Raw genomic sequence first — 19,613 nt, 5'->3', positions numbered from 1 at the left:
GATATAATTGACTAAACGTTCTATCACTATGCAATACAAATTATTAGGCCGCTCGGGCCTTAAAGTTTCCGAACTGTGCCTGGGCACAATGGGTTTTGGTACCGAAGGCGGCTGGGGAGCTGACAAAGAAACCAGCATGGCTATTATGGATGAGTTTGCCAACGCGGGAGGTAATTTTATAGATACTGCTAACATCTATAAATTCGGCACCAGTGAAAAAATTATAGGCGAATACATCAACAATCACGACCGTGATTATTTTGTGCTGGCCAGCAAATATACTCTTCGCGACGGAGAGCAATTCACCAACCCTAACGCAGCCGGTAACAGCCGCAAAAACATGATGCGTAGCGTTGAACAAAGTCTCAAACGCCTCAATACCGAATTTCTGGATGTGTTTTATTTGCATATTTGGGATGATATAACCCCCATTGATGAGGTGCTTCGAGGATTAGACGATCTGGTTCGTCAGGGCAAGATCAACTACATAGCTATTAGCGATACCCCGGCTTGGGTAGTATCTAAAGGAAATACCTTGGCCGAACTAATGGGATGGAGCCAGTTTGTGGCCTTGCAGGTCGAATACAGCCTATTGCAACGCACCCCCGAACGGGAATTGATACCTATGGCCAAACACTTCGGGATGACCGTTACTCCCTGGGCGCCTCTTGCCGGTGGAGCATTAACCGGTAAATACCTGCGCGGCGAACAAGGCCGTATTAAACCTCAAAGTAACCGCCTCGATGAAAATAGTGAGCGTATTACGCGTGTCGTAATGGCCATTGCAGATGAGCTCAGTGTGTCACCAGCCCACGTTGCCCTTAAATGGACCATGCAGCAAGGTTTCTCATGCACACCTATTGTGGGTGCAACTAAGGTCGATCAATTAAAGGATAACCTCAAAACCATAGATGTAACCTTAACAGAAGATCACATGAAACGACTTGATGAAGCAAGTGCTATCAAACTAGGATTTCCTGGCGACTTCTTTAAAGAAGACGGCGTGAAGCTGAGTGTATTTGGTGGCTTTTATGATAAGGTAGAAAAGAGGAAATAGGATATTTAAAATTTAAAACTCGTTATTGCGAGTTACGAAGCAATCCCTGATAGGCAGGTCCGCTCTGTATAGTTCGGGATTGCTTCGTACCTCGCAATGACGTTCAATTACATATTCCTTCTATACTGCCCTCCAACCTCATAAAGTGCGTGCGAAATTTGCCCTAATGAGCAGTATTTGCAAACCTCCATTAGTTGCTCAAAGGTATTTTGGCTATGTACTGCCGATTGTTGTAAAGCTTCTAGCAATGACGAGGCTTTATCCTCATTGCGATACTTAAATTCTTCAAGTGCCGAGATTTGTAGGTGTTTTTCTTCTTCTGTAGCACGGATAACCTCAGCCGGGACTAGGGTTGGCGAGCCTTTTTTATTTAAGAAAGTATTAACACCGATAATCGGGAATTCGCCTGTGTGTTTTAATGTTTCATAATAAAGCGACTCTTCCTGGATTTTGCTGCGCTGATACATGGTTTCCATAGCACCCAACACGCCACCGCGATCGTTTATGCGTTTAAATTCTGTAAGCACGGCTTCTTCAACAAGGTCGGTCAATTCTTCAATAATAAATGAACCTTGTATCGGGTTTTCATTTTTGGCCAAACCCAACTCCCTGTTTATAATAAGCTGGATAGCCATCGCCCGGCGAACGGATTCTTCTGTAGGAGTAGTTATAGCTTCGTCATAAGCATTGGTATGTAATGAGTTGCAGTTATCGTAAATGGCGTATAGCGCTTGCAGCGTGGTGCGGATATCGTTAAAGTCTATCTCTTGTGCGTGCAAAGATCGCCCGCTGGTTTGGATATGATATTTGAGCTTTTGAGAACGATCATTCCCCTTGTATTTATTTTTGATAGCCTTAGCCCAGATCCTCCTCGCCACGCGCCCGATAACCGAATACTCCGGATCTATACCGTTAGAGAAGAAGAATGAGAGGTTAGGCGCAAAATCATCGATATGCATGCCCCGGCTCAGATAGTATTCCACGTAAGTAAAACCATTTGCCAAAGTAAAGGCCAGCTGCGTAACCGGATTAGCCCCGGCTTCTGCAATATGGTAGCCGGAAATGGATACGGAGTAAAAGTTACGCACCTTTTCATCAATAAAATACTGTTGAATGTCGCCCATCAACCTCAGGGCAAATTCGGTAGAGAAGATGCAAGTGTTCTGCGCTTGATCTTCCTTTAAAATATCAGCTTGCACCGTACCTCGCACATTGGCAATCGCGTATGCTTTGATTTTGGCGTAAACGTCTGGCGGAAGAATTTGATCGCCGGTTAGGCCAAGAAGCATGAGTCCAAGGCCGTTGTTGCCTTGGGGGAGTGAAGAAGCCTCACCCCAGCCCTCTCCAGAGGAGAGGGAGTTTTTGTTCTGTTTTAGATTGAGAGTCTCAGTAATTTGTTTGACAACGTTTTCTGTATCATTTATCACTTCATCATTGATAAATCTAATGATCTCAAAACATTCTTGTTTTAGAATCGCGGTTCTAATTTCGTCTTGCTCAATTGTTAAATCGTGGTAACCACCGTCAACCTCAATAATTAGTCCTTTTGATAAACATATGAAATCTGCAATATAGCCATCGACAGCATGTTGTCTACGGATCTTATAACCTGTTTTGCTATTACGAAGCTGTTGCCATAAGATATTTTCAGCTTCAGTTTGATTCTTTCTATTGTCCCTCGAATTAGATTTCAATATTTCCCAAATCCTGGTATCAGCAGTTTTGTAACCACGATCATTATTTTGCTCCCTCTCCCCCGGAGAGGGCTGGGGTGAGGCTGCTGCACTTGAAGAAGAATTATACTTCGGCCTCTCCAATCCCTTATCATCATAAACTTCCTTAAACCTGGCCTCAACCAAGTGCTCCAAACCATGTTCAATAATATATTTTTCACACTGCTGATCAATTGCTGCATTCATAAAGAATCCTAGCAGCATAGGCGCGGGGCCGTTAATGGTCATAGACACAGAGGTTGATGGACTGCACAAGTCAAAACCCGAATATAGTTTCTTGGCGTCATCCAATGTAGCGATGCTAACGCCCGAATTACCAATCTTACCATAAATGTCGGGGCGGACGTGTGGGTCTTCGCCGTATAAGGTAACTGAATCGAAAGCTGTAGACAGCCTATGTGCGGGCTGACCTAGCGACACATAATGAAAACGTTTATTAGTACGTTCGGGGCCGCCTTCGCCGGCAAACATACGTGTGGGATCTTCGCCTTCACGCTTTAAAGGAAACACACCGGCTGCATAAGGAAATTCGCCCGGTAGGTTTTCGGTTAGCAACCAACGCAAGATATCACCCCAAGCCTCGTAACGGGGCAATGATATTTTAGGTATGCGCAATTGTGATAGTGAAGTGGTGAATAAAGGCTGTTTGATTTCCTTATCGCGCACCTTATAGATAAAATTATCGGCTTTATATTTCTGTACTGTCTCCGGCCACTCGTTTAATAAACGTTTGCAATCCGGGTGCAGGTGGCTTTCTAAATGCTTATAAATTTCTTCGAGACCTTCTTTTACTCCCTCTCCTTTGGAGAAGGTTGGGCTGAGGTTCATCGTCCCGTTAACCATAAACAGCTGCTGTGCAATCTTACACTGCTCGTTCACCCAAACCATGTAAGCGGCGCTGCTCTCTGCAATTTCGGCGAGGTAGCGGGTACGATCTGGCGGAATGATATATGTTTTATCCGGGTCATTAGCTTCTTCTATTAAGGTAGGATGAAAGTCGACACCCGTTTTAGCTGTGATGGTTTTCATCAAGGCCGAAAACAACTGGTTCATTCCCGGGTCGTTAAATTGGGACGCCATTGTGCCAAACACCGGCATGCTGTCGTCGCTAACATCAAATAGTTGATGGTTGCGTTTATACTGACGGCGCACATCGCGAATGGCATCCAACGCGCCGCGCTTATCGAATTTGTTAATAGCCACTAGGTCTGCAAAATCCAGCATGTCTATTTTTTCGAGTTGGGTTGCTGCGCCAAACTCGGGTGTCATAACATAAAGCGATACATCACAATAATCGGTGATCATCGTATCGCTTTGGCCAATGCCAGATGTTTCTACAATAATGAGATCGTAGCCGGCAGATTTGCAAATATCAATAGACTCCTGCACATAGCCCGACAAAGCCAGATTAGCTTGTCGTGTAGCCAATGATCGCATGTATATACGCGGGTTGTTAATGGCATTCATCCGTATACGGTCGCCCAATAAGGCACCGCCGGTTTTACGCTTGGATGGATCGACAGAGATAATAGCGAGCGTTCTATCGGTTTCGGCCAAAAAACGACGGACAAACTCATCAACTAATGATGATTTACCCGCACCTCCGGTGCCGGTAATGCCGAGCACGGGAATCATCGCAGCATCACCGCCCGCCCTCTCCGAGGGAGAGGGAGCTAATGTTTTTTTGGGAAATTGTTCGGAATGGTTCTCAGCTAATGTTATTAATTGAGCAATTGCCTTGTTATCTTTTTCGGGCAGACGCTTAAGTTCGCCGTTGAGTTTGGTTTTAGTTTCGAAGTCGCACTGCTGCAGCATATCGTTAATCATACCTTGCAATCCCATCCTGCGGCCATCATCGGGCGAATAGATTTTGCTGATTCCATATGCCTGTAATTCCTCAATTTCTTGGGGTAGGATTACGCCGCCCCCGCCACCAAATATTTTAATGTGGCCGGCTCCACGTTCTTTAAGCAAATCGTACATGTACTTAAAGTATTCGATGTGCCCGCCCTGGTATGAGGTAAGCGCTATACCCTGTACATCTTCCTGTATGGCGCAGTTAACCACTTCATCAACAGAGCGGTTGTGGCCAAGATGGATTACCTCTGCCCCGCTCGATTGCAGGATACGACGCATAATATTGATCGTAGCATCGTGACCATCGAATAATGAAGCAGCCGTAACAAAGCGGATTTTGTACGTTGGTTTATATACAGGAACATTTTCCATTCAGAAAGGAATAATTGGTACAGAGCAAATCTAGTCATTAATACTATGCGTGCATAATATATTGGTGAGTTAGTGGATATCACAAAGAATTACCCTCTTGAGAGGGGTTAGGGTGTGTCTTGTTTGGCTAAAGGACTTAGGTAAACCTAGAAACACACCCCTGCCAGCCCGCAGTTTCATAGCGCCCCCTCTCAAGAGGGGAATTTTATTAAACGCAATAGTAGTCAATGCCGATAAACCAATGAATAACTAAGGGTATTACGGGACTGATTACCCATTTATTAGCTGTTATAATTTGTATCTTTGCGCCGATGGAAGTTAAAGAGGCTGCAGTTGCGCAAGGGTTTAAAGGTTACAATAATTATGGTGCATGGCTACGCGAAAAGTATGATGGCCAGCGCGTATTTAAGGTTATTGTTGATGGCGGGTTTACCTGCCCAAATCGCGATGGTTCCAAAGGCTATGGCGGTTGCACTTATTGTAACGTAGATTCTTTCACTCCATCTGTATCTCGCCAGGCGCCAACATTACGGGAGCAGGTGATACAAGGTATGGAGCGTGCCCGCAAGGGTAACAAGGCCGATAAGTTTATTATTTACTTTCAGCCTAATACCAACACCTACGCGCCAACCCATTATCTGAAAATGCTTTATGACGAAGCATTAAGCATTGAACCCGAAAACATCGTCGGTCTTTCTGTGGGCACCCGTCCGGATTGTATCGACGCCGAAAAAATAGCCCTGCTAGAAAGTTATACCAACCGCTTTGATGTGGATCTGGAAATGGGTATGGAGTCTATCTATAATGATACGCTTAACCAGATTAATCGGGGTTGCAGTCATGAAGATTTGTTAAAGGCACTTGAACTGGTTAAAAACAGTAAGCTGGATATTTGCGTGCATACCATATTTGGTTTCCCTTGGGAAACCAAGGAGATGATGCTGAAATATGCTGATGAGATCAACCGCCATGAGCAGATTAAGTTTGTGAAATTTCATCACCTGCATATTGTAGAAGGTTCTGTTATGGGCGTTAAATATAAGCGCGAACCGTTTAAACTTTTTACGCTTGATGAGTATGCCAACTTCTTGTGCGAACTATTGCCACTGGTAAGGCCCGACGTTGTGGTGCAACGTTTATTCGGCCTGTCCGATCGCGAATTGTTGATAGCACCGAACTGGCAACTTAAGAAATCTGAAATACAACACTATATCGATAAAAAGATTGCTGATAACGGTATTATCCAAGGTTCGGCATTGTTGTAACTGATTAAATCGGTTTTGGTATTTGAATTGCACTTAAGGTTACTGCAAGAGTACCACCTGTTTATATATAATATTTACAACTTTGTCACAAAAAACGCTACAAAATTATGTACCGGCATTAACTGGCGTGCGTGCCTTAGCTGCATATTTGGTTTTTATATCGCATTATGAGTATGCTTTTGATGAATCTTTTCCCCAAAGTGTGAAAAGATTTCTCCAAGAGTTCCATTTTGGGGTAACCATATTCTTTGTGCTATCGGGTTTCTTAATCGCTTATCGTTATTACAATAATTTTTATTTAACTACCGATTGGTTTAAGCAATATCTTAAAAACCGGGTGGCTCGCATTTACCCAATGTACCTCTTGCTCACATTGGGTGCTTTCACTTACTTCTATTTTACAGGCGACGCTCAGGTCACTGCCGGCTTTGCACATCCGTTTGGATTGTTGCTAATGAACGTCACTTTTTTACGCGGTTTTTTTAATGATTTAAAGTTTACGGGTATTGCACAGGGATGGTCATTAACGGTAGAAGAGTGCTTTTACTTCTCGGCCCCCTTTATATTCCTGGTAGCTAAAAAGTATAATAAATTCTATATCCAACCACTTATTGTTACCGGATTCGGTGCGCTGTTAGTGCTCATATTCCGCAATTTCGATTGGTATGGTTTCTTCGGAAATTTCACCTTTATGATGGTGTATACCTTCCTCGGCCGTTGTTTCGAATTCTTTGTGGGAATCCAATTAGCCTTAATGATCCATAAAAAAGGTATCCAACGCAGTAATAAATTATTGTATACCTATATTGGCATCATCCTGGTTTTCATTTGCCCGTATCTGATGTCACTATTACCTATCCCGGCAGGGTGGACGGCTGGTTTGCACAACCCGCTTGGTATTGTGGTTAATAATTATCTGCTGGCTGTTTCAATCGCAATTTTCTTTTATGGTTTATTAACCGAAGGCACCGTTTTAAAGAAAGTACTATCAAATAAATTTGTAGAATTGCTGGGCAAAAGCTCGTACATTTTTTATCTTATCCACTTGGGCTACATGTATAAATATATTCATGATGGGGTAGAGTGGCTTAACGATAAAGTGTTTGAATGGTACGATAAATGGGGAGTGGATTGGCATTCGCCGTTCGAATATGATTGGTTGAACCTGATTTTTATTTTTATCATTTTAAATGGCATTTCTATACTGCTGTTCAAAACGATAGAAGAACCGTTGAATCATTACATCCGCAAGTCGGACTTTTTAATTAAGAATAAAAGCGCTGACAAGGTATCTCATAAAGATGCTGCATCCGCTACTGCGAACTCAAAATGAAAAAAAGTACCTATAGTTTATTTATAGCAATCTTACTCGCACCAGCGCTATTGTTCGGGCAAAGTAAGTCGTCTAATGATGCTATTCCAAGCTTGCCTATCCCAAGTTTACCCTTAAAGCAAACCACAAAAGAGGCAAGCGCAAAATCTGCTGAAGAGCAGCCAAGCGGCGACGAGGATGGAGACATGATCATCAAGGTAAATGCTTCCCCCAAAAAATCGCTTTATAAAAAGGACGACAAGATTAAATATTCTTTCGACGTTAAAAGCACTTATAAAACCAAGCAGGAAGGCAAGTTATCGGTGCTAATCAATACCGACCTCGGCGATAAGGTTTATGAAAAAGCTTACAATTTTAAGGTGGGTAAAAATGGCAGCGAGAGTATGGATATCAGCATACCTCCGCAGCAGGCAGGCTTTTACCAGATTAAGTTTATGCTTAACCTCACAGACTACGACGATACCGTAAAACGGATTTTTGGTGTAGACCCTGAGAAAATAAAAGCAACTACCATAAGCAAGCCCAATAACTTTGATGATTTTTGGGATGGCAGTAAGCAAACATTAAGCAAAATTGCGCCGCAGTTTAAGGTTACTAAAGACATACAGCAATCGACCAAAGAGAAGGATGTTTATCTGATAGAAATGCGATCTTGGGATAATGCTTTGATACGGGGCTGGTTAACCCTGCCGGTTAAACGTCCGCGACACATACCGGTTAAATATCGCTTACCGGGTTATATTGTTACCATGCAGCCCACTATGGACGATGACGAGTTTGCTGTATTTAACCTTAATGTAAGGGGTAACGGCAACAGTAAAGACGCACTCAAATACCACGGCGAATACAATCTCAATCACATCGATTCGCGCGATGAATACATTTACCGAGCAGTTTACATGGATTGTGTTCGAGGTATGGATTTTATTAGTGCCTATTCTGATTTTTTTGGACTGGATATGGATAAAGTGGCGGTTGTTGGTGGTAGCCAGGGCGCCTGTTTGGCTATTGTGCTTGCCGGATTGGATAACCGGGTGAAATTAGTAACTGCCGAATTACCTCTATATTCTGATCTGCGCGACGCCATTAAAATTGGCCCAACTTTGTATCCCGAAAAGAAATCGCCGATTTGGATGCTGAATAACTACGTGCAGAAGAACCATTACTTTACCGAAAAGAAATTATTTGCTCTCTGGGATTACTACGATCCAATCAACTTTGCGCCACAAGTAAAATGCCCCGTGCTGCTTGCCGTGAGTTTGCTCGACGAACTTTGCCCGCCGAGATGTAGTTATGCCATGTACAACCAGTTAGGAAGCAAAAAGAAAGAAACCTGGGTTAGCCCCGATCTTACGCATGAGGTTGATGAGTCTTATTACCAGTTTCAGTATTATTGGATAAAAGAAACTTTTGTTTTACCATAGCCGTTCGCCACAAATAAATATGAAGAAATTTTCTACCCTGCTTGTTACGTTAATCTGCCTGTTAAACCTGCAACATGCCTACGCAGGCTGGCCAATGGGTAAACAACGGTTTGTATTAGGTACAACTGCATCTATTTACGCCGCTAAAGATTATTGGGATATACACGGAAAATATTATACCAACAGTAAAGCAGCTTTTACCTCATATAGCTTAGGCTTATTTGGTGCATACGGCTTATCGCGCCGTTGGGATTTTATGTTTAGTGTTCCATTTTCGCGCCAGGTAGCCGAGCAGAGTACTACCGACAAATACCATAACGGTTTAGGAGATTTGCAGTTGGGCTTCAGCTACAACCTTATTAACTATAAATACAAAAACTATACATCAATATATGTAGGCGGAATAGCGCCTCTGTATGCAAAATATGATGAGCAAACTTTGGGCTTAGGTATGTTTGGCTCAGAGATAAAATTGATGAACACTGGCGCCTTTAAAGTTACCGATAAGAGGTCTTTTTATAACCTCGAGGCTGGTTATCGTCAATTTGTAGGCTCAGGCGGTCCGTCTCAATTTACTTATTTAGGAGCCATTGGTTTGGCAATTGATAGAACTAACCAGTTTACAGTGGATGTATCGGGAGTTTACTCACATAGTACTGATTCAACAGCAAACTCGACCGTTATTTTAGCAGGTGCGGCTCGTAATTATAGCTATACCAAAACATCATTAACCTACGGACATACTTTTTCGCGACGTGTTGTAATTTCGGCATCGGGCTTTTATACATTAACAGCTATTAACACCGGCCGGGGTTACGGAGGCAGTTTGCAAGCTCTTTTCAGGTTCTAATCAATCTGATGATAGTAAGGCCCAAAAAGCTTGATGATCGCTTTCTCGCGATATTGAAAAATATCATTTACTTTTTTGCTTACTACGGCATCGTTGGCTAATTTGCCAATAGGGCCGTATCCAATAGCGTAGGTAAGCCGGTCGGTCATATGGACCCCGCCTTTAATTTCTTGAAAATGATGTTCGTGGTGCCACAGTGCGTAGGGGCCAAAGCGTTGCTCGTCTATAAAATATACTTTCTCTTTTACGTGGGTAATCTCCGTCACCCAATCCAACTTAATGCCAAATAGTGGTGACACTTTATAGGTGATGAGCATGCCGGGGTACATCACAGTTTGATTACTGTCTGATGTTACCTTAAACGCCATGTCGGACGGTGTAATCTTGGCCAGGTTAAACGGAGACGAAAAAAAGTCCCACGCCGTTTCTAAAGTTATAGGCATAGACTGTTGCCATGTTAATTGGTAGGTTTTCACTTACAGCTAACACGGCGAGCTGTTAAAGTGTTTGAAGTGAACGAAGGCGTTAAGTACTATTGCACCATTTTATTAGCACAATAAGAACTTGCAAACGCTTCGGGCTTGGCCTTAAACACAAAGCCCATGCTTAAAATGTACCCCATAGCTTCGTGCAAAGCCTGGTTTGATTTAAACATTGGGTTGGTGTTAATGTCGGCATGTACTTCCAGGTCAACCTCGTACAAATCGAGCAGGTCGCAAAGTTTGTAAGCGATATCAATTGATTTTTGCACTTCGCTAAGCATTCTTTCTTTAATGCTCATTTTTTGCGAAGTGCGCTCCTGATGGATGTACATAAAGCCGCCGCGTTGCTCGCGTAAGAAAACGATAACAGTTGCAAAGTCGGTAACCGAACCCTTTACCTGCGAATCTGTACCAATGCAAACTTTAAGCTTGTTTCCCAGCAGGGTTTCACGCTCAATCGTTTTCTCTACTTCTTCAATAATGGGGGTTTGCAGTATTTCACCGCTAAATTTTCTCCAGGTCATAAAAATTGTATTTAGTATAAATTTTCAGAAACCTTGCCAGTGGTTTATAAAAGTAAGTAATTAGTTTTCAGATTACTACGATGCTTATGTTATTTATTTGTTAACAGGAAGCTAATTATCAACAGTTTAGGCGCGAATTTTTGACAGATTTACGGTGTTTGATATTTGTACAGGGTTATGCATATTTGATAAAATCTATTTATATGAAAATCAAACCATTATTGTGGCTTGCTTTGCCGGCTGTGTTAAGTACAGCTTGTAATAGCAATACATCTCAGTCCACCGAAGACACTACTAATAGGCGTACCGTGTTTTTTGATAAAGCAGGTATGGATACGACAGTTAAACCCGGCGACAATTTTTTTGAATATGCCAATGGTGCCTGGCTAAAGAAAACCGAGATCCCGGCATCGGAAACTGGCTGGGGTTTAAGTAAGGTTTTATTTAACAATACCCAAAAAAGGCTGAACGAGATTTTACAAGACGCCGTTAAGCAAAATGCATCGAAAGGTAGCGCCGAACAAAAAGTGGGCGACCTCTACAGCAGCGGCATGGATACCGTAACCATCGATAAATTGGGCTACACACCGGTTAAACCGACGCTCGACAAAATTGATGCATTAAAGGATTATAAAGAGCTGATCACTTACTCGGCAGAAAGTTATAAAGATGGCGACGGTTATTTGTTCGGATTTTATGTAGCGCCCGATGATCGGAACAGTAAGCAGGATGTGCCACAGTTTTATCAGGATGGCTTGGGATTACCTAACCGCGATTATTATTTTAACACTGATGCAGATACTAAAAAGATCCGTGACGCTTACGTGATTTATATTACCAAGTTATTTACTTTAACAGGTGTTGATGCTGCTACCGCCGCAAAAAATGCACAGGATATTTTAAAGCTCGAGACCGAGCTGGCAAAATCACATTCTACACCCGTGGAGCTGCGCGACCCGATTAAAAACTACCACAAATTTGCGGTGTCAGATATCCAGAAACAAACACCCGACGTTGATTTAGCTGATGTGTTTAAGCACATGGGTTTTAAAACCGACAGCATTTTAGTGGGGCAGCCCAAATATGATATAGCTTTACTAAAGCTTTTAAAGTCTGAACCGATAAGCATCTGGAAAACTAAGCTGAAGTTTATGGCCCTTAGTAATAGCGCCAATTATTTGAGCAAAGATTTCAGGGCGGCAAGTTTTGAGTTTAACGATAAGACACTTAACGGTCAAAAGCAACCTAAAGAGCGTTGGAAGACAATGGTTGCCACCGTGGATGGCGGTTTAGGCGAGTTACTTGGCCAGATTTACGTTAAGAAATATTTTACCCCGGATGCTAAAAAACGTATTACCGACCTTGTAAACAATCTGCAAGCCGTATACAAAGAACGTATCGAGAAGCTGGATTGGATGAGCCCCGAAACAAAGCAAAAAGCGATTGTTAAATTAAATGCCTTTACCAAAAAAATTGGCTACCCGGATAAATGGAAAAATTATGATGACGTGACCATTGATAAAGGAACGTTTTACGCCAATATGCAATCCATCTCTAAACACAATTACAAGGAGATGATTGACAGAGTAAACAAACCGGTTGATAAAACTAAATGGGGGATGACACCACCTACGCTGAACGCTTACTACAATCCAAGCTTTAACGAGATCGTATTCCCGGCAGGGATATTACAATATCCGTTTTTTGATAAAGATGCCGACGATGCCATTAACTATGGTGGTATAGGCATGGTAATAGGCCACGAAATGACACACGGTTTTGATGACCAGGGAAGCCAGTATGACAAAGATGGTAACCTTAACGTTTGGTGGACAAAAGAGGACAACGCCAAATTTAAAGCTAAAACACAGGCAGTTGCCAAGCAATATGATCAATATACCGTACTGAATAACATGCATGTAAACGGTAATCTCACGCTTGGTGAAAACATAGCCGATAATGGCGGAGTTGCATTAGCCTATGAGGCGTTCAAGAGAACGCCCGAAGGTAAGAGCGACAAAAAGATAGACGGCTTTACACCCGATCAACGATTCTTTTTATCCCTGGCCCAAATATGGCGCAGTAAACTAAGGGACGAATCTGTACGGATGCGTATTAATAATGATCCGCACTCGCCACCAATGTATCGCGTAAACGGACCAATCTCAAATACCGATGCATGGTACAAAGCATTTGACATTAAACCGGGTGATAAACTTTATAAGCCCGAAAATGCGAGAATAAAAATCTGGTAATAAGTTATATTAAACAAAAGAAGCCGCTCAATTGAGCGGCTTCTTTTGTTTAATGGACTACCAAGCTTAATCTTGATTCTTGTCCCTTGATTCTAAAATACTATCCAACCAGTTTTTTATACCTGATTCTTTTCGGCGCAATGTCGCCTAAGCGTTTCTTGCGGTTCTCTTCGTAATCAGAGTAGTTACCCTCGAAGAAGTAAACCTGCGAATCGCCTTCAAATGCCAGGATGTGGGTACAGATACGATCCAGGAACCAACGGTCGTGGCTGATGACTACGGCGCAACCTGCGAAGTTTTCTAAGGCTTCTTCCAATGCACGTAGGGTGTTAACGTCGATATCGTTAGTAGGCTCATCCAGTAGTAGCACGTTAGAGCTTTTCTTTAAGGTAATGGCTAAGTGTACGCGGTTACGTTCACCACCTGATAGTACCCCAACTTTTTTCTGCTGATCGGCTCCGTTGAAGTTGAACTTCGAAACGTAGGCACGAGAGTTAGTGCTTTTGTTGCCCAGCATCATATTATCCAAGCCATCAGTAACGTTTTCCCATACAGATTTCTCGGGGTCAAGGTCATCGTGGTTTTGATCGACATAACCTAAAGCAACCGTTTCGCCTACACGGAATGTACCTGCGTCAGGTTCTTCCTGACCGGTGATTAAACGGAATAGCGTAGTTTTACCCGCACCGTTAGGACCTATGATACCTACAATGCCGTTTGGCGGCAACGAGAAAGTTAAGTTGTCGAACAGAATCTTATCACCGTAAGCCTTAGTTACGCCGTTAGCCTCAATCACCACGTTACCCAAGCGAGGGCCCGGCGGAATGAAGAGCTCCAGCTTTTCTTCGCGTTCCTTAGTTTCTTCCGAAGCCAGTTTTTCATAGTTAGATAAACGGGCCTTGCCTTTGGCGTGGCGGGCTTTAGGGGCCATACGTACCCACTCCAATTCACGCTCCAAAGTTTTTTGACGCTTGCTTTCGGTTTTTTCTTCCTGGGCAAGGCGTTTTGATTTTTGCTCTAACCACGATGAGTAATTGCCTTTCCACGGAATGCCTTCGCCACGATCTAACTCAAGAATCCAACCGGCCACATTATCAAGGAAATAACGGTCGTGGGTTACGGCAATTACGGTTCCTTTGTATTGTTTCAGGTGCTGCTCCAACCAGTCGATAGATTCAGCATCAAGGTGGTTGGTAGGCTCATCCAATAAAAGCACATCCGGTTCTTGCAGCAGCAGGCGGCACAGGGCCACGCGGCGGCGCTCACCACCAGATAGTACGGTAATTTTAGTATCAGGGTCGGGGCAACGGAGGGCATCCATGGCGCGCTCCAATTTGGTATCCAGTTCCCAGGCGTTTACCGCATCAATTTTATCCTGCAGCACGCCCTGGCGCGCCATCAGCTTATCCATAGCGTCGGCATCTTCGTAAACTTCGGGCAGGCCAAATTTTTCGTTGATCTCTTCATACTCCTGCAGTATGGCAGTAATTTCGGCAACGCCTTCTTCAACCACCTCGCGTACAGTTTTTTCGGGATCTAATTGAGGCTCCTGGGCCAGGTAGCCCACGGTATAACCCGGAGAGAATACCACTTCGCCCTGGTAGGCCTTATCCAAACCGGCGATGATTTTTAATACCGATGATTTACCCGAACCGTTTAAACCGATAACACCAATTTTGGCACCATAGAAAAACGACAGATATATATTTTTAAGCACTTGTTTTTGAGGCGGGTAAATTTTATTTACACCGGCCATCGAGAATATTATTTTTTCGTCTGCCATGTTTAGATTTATGTAGAGAGCCTCAAATATCCGCTTTATAAGTTTGGATTACAAGTAGCACGGCGTTTTGCTTTATACCTCGTTTTACGCAGTAAAGTGGTGCATGGTGCAAAGTTCCACATGCACCACTGTGTTCCTACTTAAAAGTCATTTTGGTAATTTATTTTATGTAATAGACTTATTATTAATTAGTTGATAGTGTTGTGTTGGCTGTGAAAATTAAACCATGCACCACTTTCGCCTACTTTTAAGTCTTTTTCGCTGTCAAAACACCGCCAGCGGATTTTGTTTTTTTAGTACGTTACTTTGGAGGCAATGCAACCCCTCTAAATCTTTCCCGGTAGGGGAGACTTTTCTGTATACAGATCACTGCTTCCGGCTATGATCTATGAACCATCAACTATGAACCAACAATATGAGCTTTTACGATCAACCTAAAGATGTACAACTGATTTTCCAGACGGCACGCGAGAGCTTAGCCACCAACCGTAAACCTGCGCCGAAGCCAAAGTTTACCGAATCGGAGTTCGATTGTTCGGACGATTTGTTTGAGGTTCGGCGGGCAAGCGAGTGGATGAGTACCGGTGATAAGCCGGAACGCCCTAAAATGTTGTTCGATAGTTTTTGGTTCGAAAATGAGTTGTGTATTCTGTTTGCCGATACCAACGTTGGCAAATCGGTATTGGCTGTGCAGTTAGGGCATAGCCTTAGCATTGGGCAACCTATTGGTAATTACAAGCTGGAGTTGCCGCCCTGCCCGGTAGTTTACTTTGATTTTGAGCAGAGTGCGCAACAGTTCGAGTCGCGATATACAAGTGGAAACCAGGCTTTTAAATTCAGCCCTAATTTTTTTCGTGCCGAACTTAATGCTGCGGCGGGCAACGTGCGTAATTATTTCGACCGTATCCATTATACCATCGAAGAAACCGTTAAGCGAACCAGCGCCCGGGTGCTCATTATTGATAACCTTACCTTTTTGGGAAAAGAAGCCGGAGGCCGTGCATTAGATGCCCTGGCTACCATGAAATTTTTAAAAATGCTGAAGAGTAAATACAAACTCAGCATACTGGCCCTGGCGCATACACCCAGGCGTAACCCCAGCAGGCCGATTACCAATAACGATATGCAGGGCAGTAAAATGCTGATTAATTTTTGCGATAGTGCCTTTGCCATTGGCCGCAGCCGGCAAGATCCACAACTGCGCTACCTTAAGCAGATAAAGCAACGTAACGCTGCCCAGCTATATGGCGAAGACCATGTATGTTTGTTTAAACTGCTTTCCGAAGATAACCGGTTACACTTTTACCCCTTAGGCCACGATAGGGAACAAGCACACCTGCAACCCAAAAACTACATTGACCATGCGCTCCGCGCAGAAGTACTTGCCCTGCAACAGCAAGGTTTATCTAATAGGCAGATTGGCGCAAGTTTGGGTATTTCGCATACCACTGTAGGAAGGTGGAGGGACGCTGATTGAGGATTGAAGCAGACAATTAGATACACGCGGCACGCGTGCGCCAGCAAAGGGTTAATGCATTCGGGCTAATTTAACCTCACAGCTATTCCACCGTGTCCTTGCGAGGAACAGCTTGTCCCGATACTCATCGGGAAAGCAATCTCGTAGCTATACAGGTCGAATAAATTGCGACGAGGTTGCTTCGCTATCGCTCGCAATGACACATTTATAATTATCAATATTTAAACCTCTCCTGTTAGATCCTGAAACAAGTTCAGGACGACGGTGGAGAAGCTATTTGCAGAAGTTGGTTTTCGTTAAAGTTACACAGTTTTAAGTGAGTCGACAGATCGGTAATCGTTCTTTCCCGCTTCGTTATACACTTGTTTGCGTGATACATTCTCCATTTAGCTAAGCAATTACATTAGAGTCAATCAAAATTTATTGCCGTAACTAAATTTTAAGAAAATGAAAAAATTTCTAACACAAGCAAGCGTAAAGTTTAGCGCTTATGCGTACCAGCTAAAGAAAATGCGGGTACTTGCAATCTTAGCCATAGCGCCCGTTTTAATGGCAGGTTGTAAAAAAACACAGGCCACCAGTGAAGAGGACCCTGCTTCTTACTACGGCTATGGCAAATTAACTGTTGACTGCGAAAGCAAATGCCATGTATCTTTCGGAACCCCGGGAAAGATGAATGAGTTTGATGTGCAGGCAACCAAGGCAACTTATTATTTCCGTTACCAAACCAAGTACGACATCGACATTAACATTACACCACTGGATGTAACGCAAACGATGACATTGAATGTATTTAGCCGCGAAGAGAAGCAAATATTCAATAACACCGTACGTAAAAATGTTGGCGAGGTATGGAACAGTACCATCTTAGTGCCTTAAAACACAAAAAGCTTTCTTTCAACCAAAAACCGCATATGTTTCGAAACCCCGGTGTAAAAGTCTGCTACCTCCCAGTTAGCCGGTTTAGCATTTGGGGTGTAGAAACACTCTAGGGTATCCACAATATCAGGTATGCATTTCCCGCTGGCATTACGGCAGCCGGGGATGGGATTGTTATGCCGGATTCTATTGGCAATGCCCAAGCCCGCTCTTGCAGAAGAACGGGCTTTAGTGATGCAGGCGCCGGGCAAATATTCTGGCCTGCATGCTCTCGTAAAATATATCAAATCTTTACCCCTTTAATTAAGGTCACCGTCTTTATCGATTGTTCTTTTAGGTGCAAAAACTTTTTGCGCTCTTCATCACGCATAAATGCATTAAAATTTTCTTCCTCATCAAATTGTACCAGGTGGATTTCGTAGGGCTTTTCTACGGTAGATTCAATAAACGCTGTTTCTTCGGGGCGAATTCGAAATAGTAACTGACCATTGTATCTGGCGATAATGGGGATTGCGACCTCTTCGAATTGATCAAAAATATGCTCTTGCCCTTCTCTAATGTAAATAAGCTGGGTGATGTAAATCATGGTGGTTATAATAGGTTATTACAAGTTAATAAATAATGGCCTCTCTCCGGTTCTCTTCATAAGAGAGGGGCGGTAATATTTAATTTTTCTATAAATTTATATTACCAATTATAAAACATCATGAACTCAATTGCGCAGCCCAAGCTGGTTGATGTCTATTTCGACAAATATGCCGAGAGCCACCAAAACCCTAAGAACGAACTGATCCATTGGATATGCGTGCCATTGATTGTATTTAGTCTGGTAGGTTTGGTATGGGCTATTCCGTTTCCGTATCTGCCATTTTTGGGAAGGCTAAATGGCTATGTAAGCTGGGCCTGGTTGCTGATCGCGTTTGCCGTTTATTATTATTTTAAGCTTTCGCCCGTGTTGGCGGGTTTTATGTTGTTGCTGATATTGATTTTTATTTATGCCATTTTGGCCTTGTTAAATTGGCAGCACTCGGGTGGGCCGGCGCTATGGCAAAGCTGCCTGATTATATTTGTGCTTTCGTGGGTTGGGCAGTTTATAGGCCATAAAATTGAGGGTAAAAAGCCGTCGTTTTTTGATGATATTAAATTCCTGCTCATCGGGCCAATATGGCTGATGCATTTTATACTGCTGAAATTGGGGATAAAATATTAACCCAACCAACGTCCGGCTCAAAGGGGGGGCTTCAAGTCACGCGCGCGTAGAATCCTCTCTTGAGAGAAGGGAGCGATAGACTGTGTAATGGAAGGGGTGTGTTCTTTTATTATCCATTAGATATAAAGAACACACCCCTAACCCCTCTAGAGAGCGAATTAAATTCCTTAAAATTTATACGTTACCCCTGCGCCAAATATCTGCTTTACTTGTAAAAGCGAATGGTATTCTATTACGCCATTGTTCTCCTGCGCTATGCGGGCCAATGGGTCGTTAATCAGTTCGACGCCCAGATTTACGGTTACTACTTTATTAACCTTCATATAAAGGTTGGCCGCGTAATCTGCATAAACGTCCTGTGGGCGTTTAAGGTAGTTGGAGTATAGTTTCAGGATATTTTCAAGGGTGATGTTTTTGGCTATCCCTACTTTATAATAAGCATCTACCGAAGCGCCCAACTGGTACAAATTCTTTTTACCCGGGTCTACCCCGTATGAACCAAGGGCAGAAAGATAGTCGTTGGTCACAAACGTAAACCTCGAAGCTAATGGCGAAAAGTTGATCCTCAAACTATCCGACCGTTTATAGGCAAAACCGGGGCCGAATGTAAGGTATGCCGGAGCAAATGGAGCCGATATTAATGTACGTACATCATTATCGTAATTATAGCCCTTGGCAAACTGGGTTTGGAAGTTGCCGTAGAAAGTATAGAGCCAGTATTTGGCTGCCTGATAACCCAATAAGCTGTTCAGGATAATACGGTCGTCGTTTTTACGCCAGCCAATATCGGGTTGGCGGCTTAGCCCGTAGGCAAGGATAACCTTATTGTCCCAGCTCCATTTATCGCGTTTGTAATTAAAGTCGTAATCCAATATCGCGTTAGCGGCCAATGAATTGATGCCACCCGCGGCCCAGTTAGAGAACGAACTTTGATTAATGAGCAAAGTGTTTTGGCCATGTATTTTCCAAACCTTATTAGTGGTGTCAACCGTGTTGGGCTTGGGTGGAGGTGGCGGAGCCGTTGGGTTTTGTGCATAAACCGTAGCGCAAAAGCTTACAGGTAATAAAGCCGTTGTAAATAGTCGGATAAGTTTCTTAACCATAGATAGATG

The 19,613-nt window shown here is 43.2% G+C and carries 15 protein-coding genes; 9 read left to right on the top strand and 6 right to left on the bottom strand.

The genetic code is table 11. The features are described from left to right. Positions 1–28: 28 nt before the first annotated feature. Positions 29–1,057: an aldo/keto reductase gene (locus tag GSY63_RS01225; RefSeq protein ID WP_166583995.1), complete on the top strand. Its 1,029-nt coding sequence runs from the start codon at positions 29–31 to the stop codon at positions 1,055–1,057. A gap of 107 nt (positions 1,058–1,164) precedes the next feature. Here the strand turns inward: GSY63_RS01225 and GSY63_RS24750 are convergent, their stop codons facing one another. After that, on the bottom strand, positions 1,165–5,019 hold the full coding sequence (locus GSY63_RS24750) for a methylmalonyl-CoA mutase family protein (protein ID WP_166583994.1): 3,855 nt from the start codon (positions 5,017–5,019) through the stop codon (positions 1,165–1,167). Between the two features lie 311 nt (positions 5,020–5,330). On the opposite strand from GSY63_RS24750, the gene GSY63_RS01215 reads away from it, so the two are divergent. The 4 genes from GSY63_RS01215 to GSY63_RS01200 all read left to right on the top strand — a co-directional run bounded on the left by GSY63_RS01215 (position 5,331) and on the right by GSY63_RS01200 (position 9,891). Then, positions 5,331–6,284 (top strand): TIGR01212 family radical SAM protein, encoded by a 954-nt coding sequence (locus tag GSY63_RS01215; protein ID WP_166583993.1) that lies wholly within the window; start codon positions 5,331–5,333, stop codon positions 6,282–6,284. Between the two features lie 127 nt (positions 6,285–6,411). Further along, positions 6,412–7,617 carry an acyltransferase family protein gene (locus tag GSY63_RS01210; RefSeq protein ID WP_317168525.1) on the top strand — a complete coding sequence of 402 codons (1,206 nt, stop codon included), beginning with the start codon at positions 6,412–6,414 and terminating at the stop codon, positions 7,615–7,617. Next, positions 7,614–9,041: an acetylxylan esterase gene (locus tag GSY63_RS01205; RefSeq protein ID WP_166583991.1), complete on the top strand. Its 1,428-nt coding sequence runs from the start codon at positions 7,614–7,616 to the stop codon at positions 9,039–9,041. Before GSY63_RS01210 ends, GSY63_RS01205 begins: the two co-directional genes overlap by 4 nt. Before the next feature lie 19 nt (positions 9,042–9,060). Continuing rightward, a complete protein-coding gene (locus GSY63_RS01200; RefSeq protein WP_166583990.1) occupies positions 9,061–9,891 on the top strand; it encodes a hypothetical protein in 831 nt (276 codons plus the stop codon). Here the strand turns inward: GSY63_RS01200 and GSY63_RS01195 are convergent. After that, the gene (locus tag GSY63_RS01195) at positions 9,888–10,334 is read right to left on the bottom strand and encodes an SRPBCC family protein (RefSeq protein ID WP_208094414.1); all 447 of its coding nucleotides are present in this window, start codon (positions 10,332–10,334) and stop codon (positions 9,888–9,890) included. The genes GSY63_RS01200 and GSY63_RS01195 overlap by 4 nt on opposite strands. Before the next feature lie 89 nt (positions 10,335–10,423). After that, entirely contained in the window at positions 10,424–10,897 is a 474-nt protein-coding gene (locus GSY63_RS01190) for a ribonuclease H-like YkuK family protein (RefSeq protein WP_166583988.1), read from the bottom strand. A gap of 203 nt (positions 10,898–11,100) precedes the next feature. Between GSY63_RS01190 and GSY63_RS01185 the strand changes: the two genes are divergently transcribed. Next, the gene (locus GSY63_RS01185; RefSeq protein ID WP_166583987.1) at positions 11,101–13,152 is read left to right on the top strand and encodes a M13 family metallopeptidase; all 2,052 of its coding nucleotides are present in this window, start codon (positions 11,101–11,103) and stop codon (positions 13,150–13,152) included. A gap of 100 nt (positions 13,153–13,252) precedes the next feature. Here GSY63_RS01185 and ettA read toward each other — a convergent pair whose 3' ends face one another. Next, positions 13,253–14,935 carry an energy-dependent translational throttle protein EttA gene (gene ettA, locus GSY63_RS01180; protein ID WP_166583986.1) on the bottom strand — a complete coding sequence of 561 codons (1,683 nt, stop codon included), beginning with the start codon at positions 14,933–14,935 and terminating at the stop codon, positions 13,253–13,255. Positions 14,936–15,350: 415 nt separating this feature from the next. Between ettA and GSY63_RS01175 the strand changes: the two genes are divergently transcribed. Together GSY63_RS01175 and GSY63_RS01170 are read left to right on the top strand one after the other, a co-directional pair. Continuing rightward, a complete protein-coding gene (locus GSY63_RS01175) occupies positions 15,351–16,412 on the top strand; it encodes an AAA family ATPase (RefSeq protein ID WP_166584005.1) in 1,062 nt (353 codons plus the stop codon). 447 nt (positions 16,413–16,859) lie between these two features. After that, positions 16,860–17,291 carry a hypothetical protein gene (locus GSY63_RS01170; protein WP_166583985.1) on the top strand — a complete coding sequence of 144 codons (432 nt, stop codon included), beginning with the start codon at positions 16,860–16,862 and terminating at the stop codon, positions 17,289–17,291. 283 nt (positions 17,292–17,574) lie between these two features. Here the strand turns inward: GSY63_RS01170 and GSY63_RS01165 are convergent, their stop codons facing one another. Further along, entirely contained in the window at positions 17,575–17,877 is a 303-nt protein-coding gene (locus GSY63_RS01165; RefSeq protein ID WP_166583984.1) for a DUF1330 domain-containing protein, read from the bottom strand. A gap of 120 nt (positions 17,878–17,997) precedes the next feature. Between GSY63_RS01165 and GSY63_RS01160 the strand changes: the two genes are divergently transcribed. Further along, positions 17,998–18,501, top strand: coding sequence for an Mpo1 family 2-hydroxy fatty acid dioxygenase (locus GSY63_RS01160; RefSeq protein ID WP_166583983.1), 504 nt, complete (start codon positions 17,998–18,000; stop codon positions 18,499–18,501). A 167-nt stretch (positions 18,502–18,668) separates the two neighbouring features. Here GSY63_RS01160 and GSY63_RS01155 read toward each other — a convergent pair whose 3' ends face one another. Beyond that, entirely contained in the window at positions 18,669–19,604 is a 936-nt protein-coding gene (locus tag GSY63_RS01155; RefSeq protein ID WP_166583982.1) for a DUF3078 domain-containing protein, read from the bottom strand. Positions 19,605–19,613 lie beyond the last annotated feature (9 nt).

This window comes from Mucilaginibacter agri, assembly GCF_009928685.1.
GTDB classification, from domain to species: Bacteria; Bacteroidota; Bacteroidia; order Sphingobacteriales; family Sphingobacteriaceae; genus Mucilaginibacter; species Mucilaginibacter agri.
The sequence above is the reverse complement of the archived record's forward strand: the minus strand, read 5'-3'. Positions and strand labels throughout refer to the sequence as shown.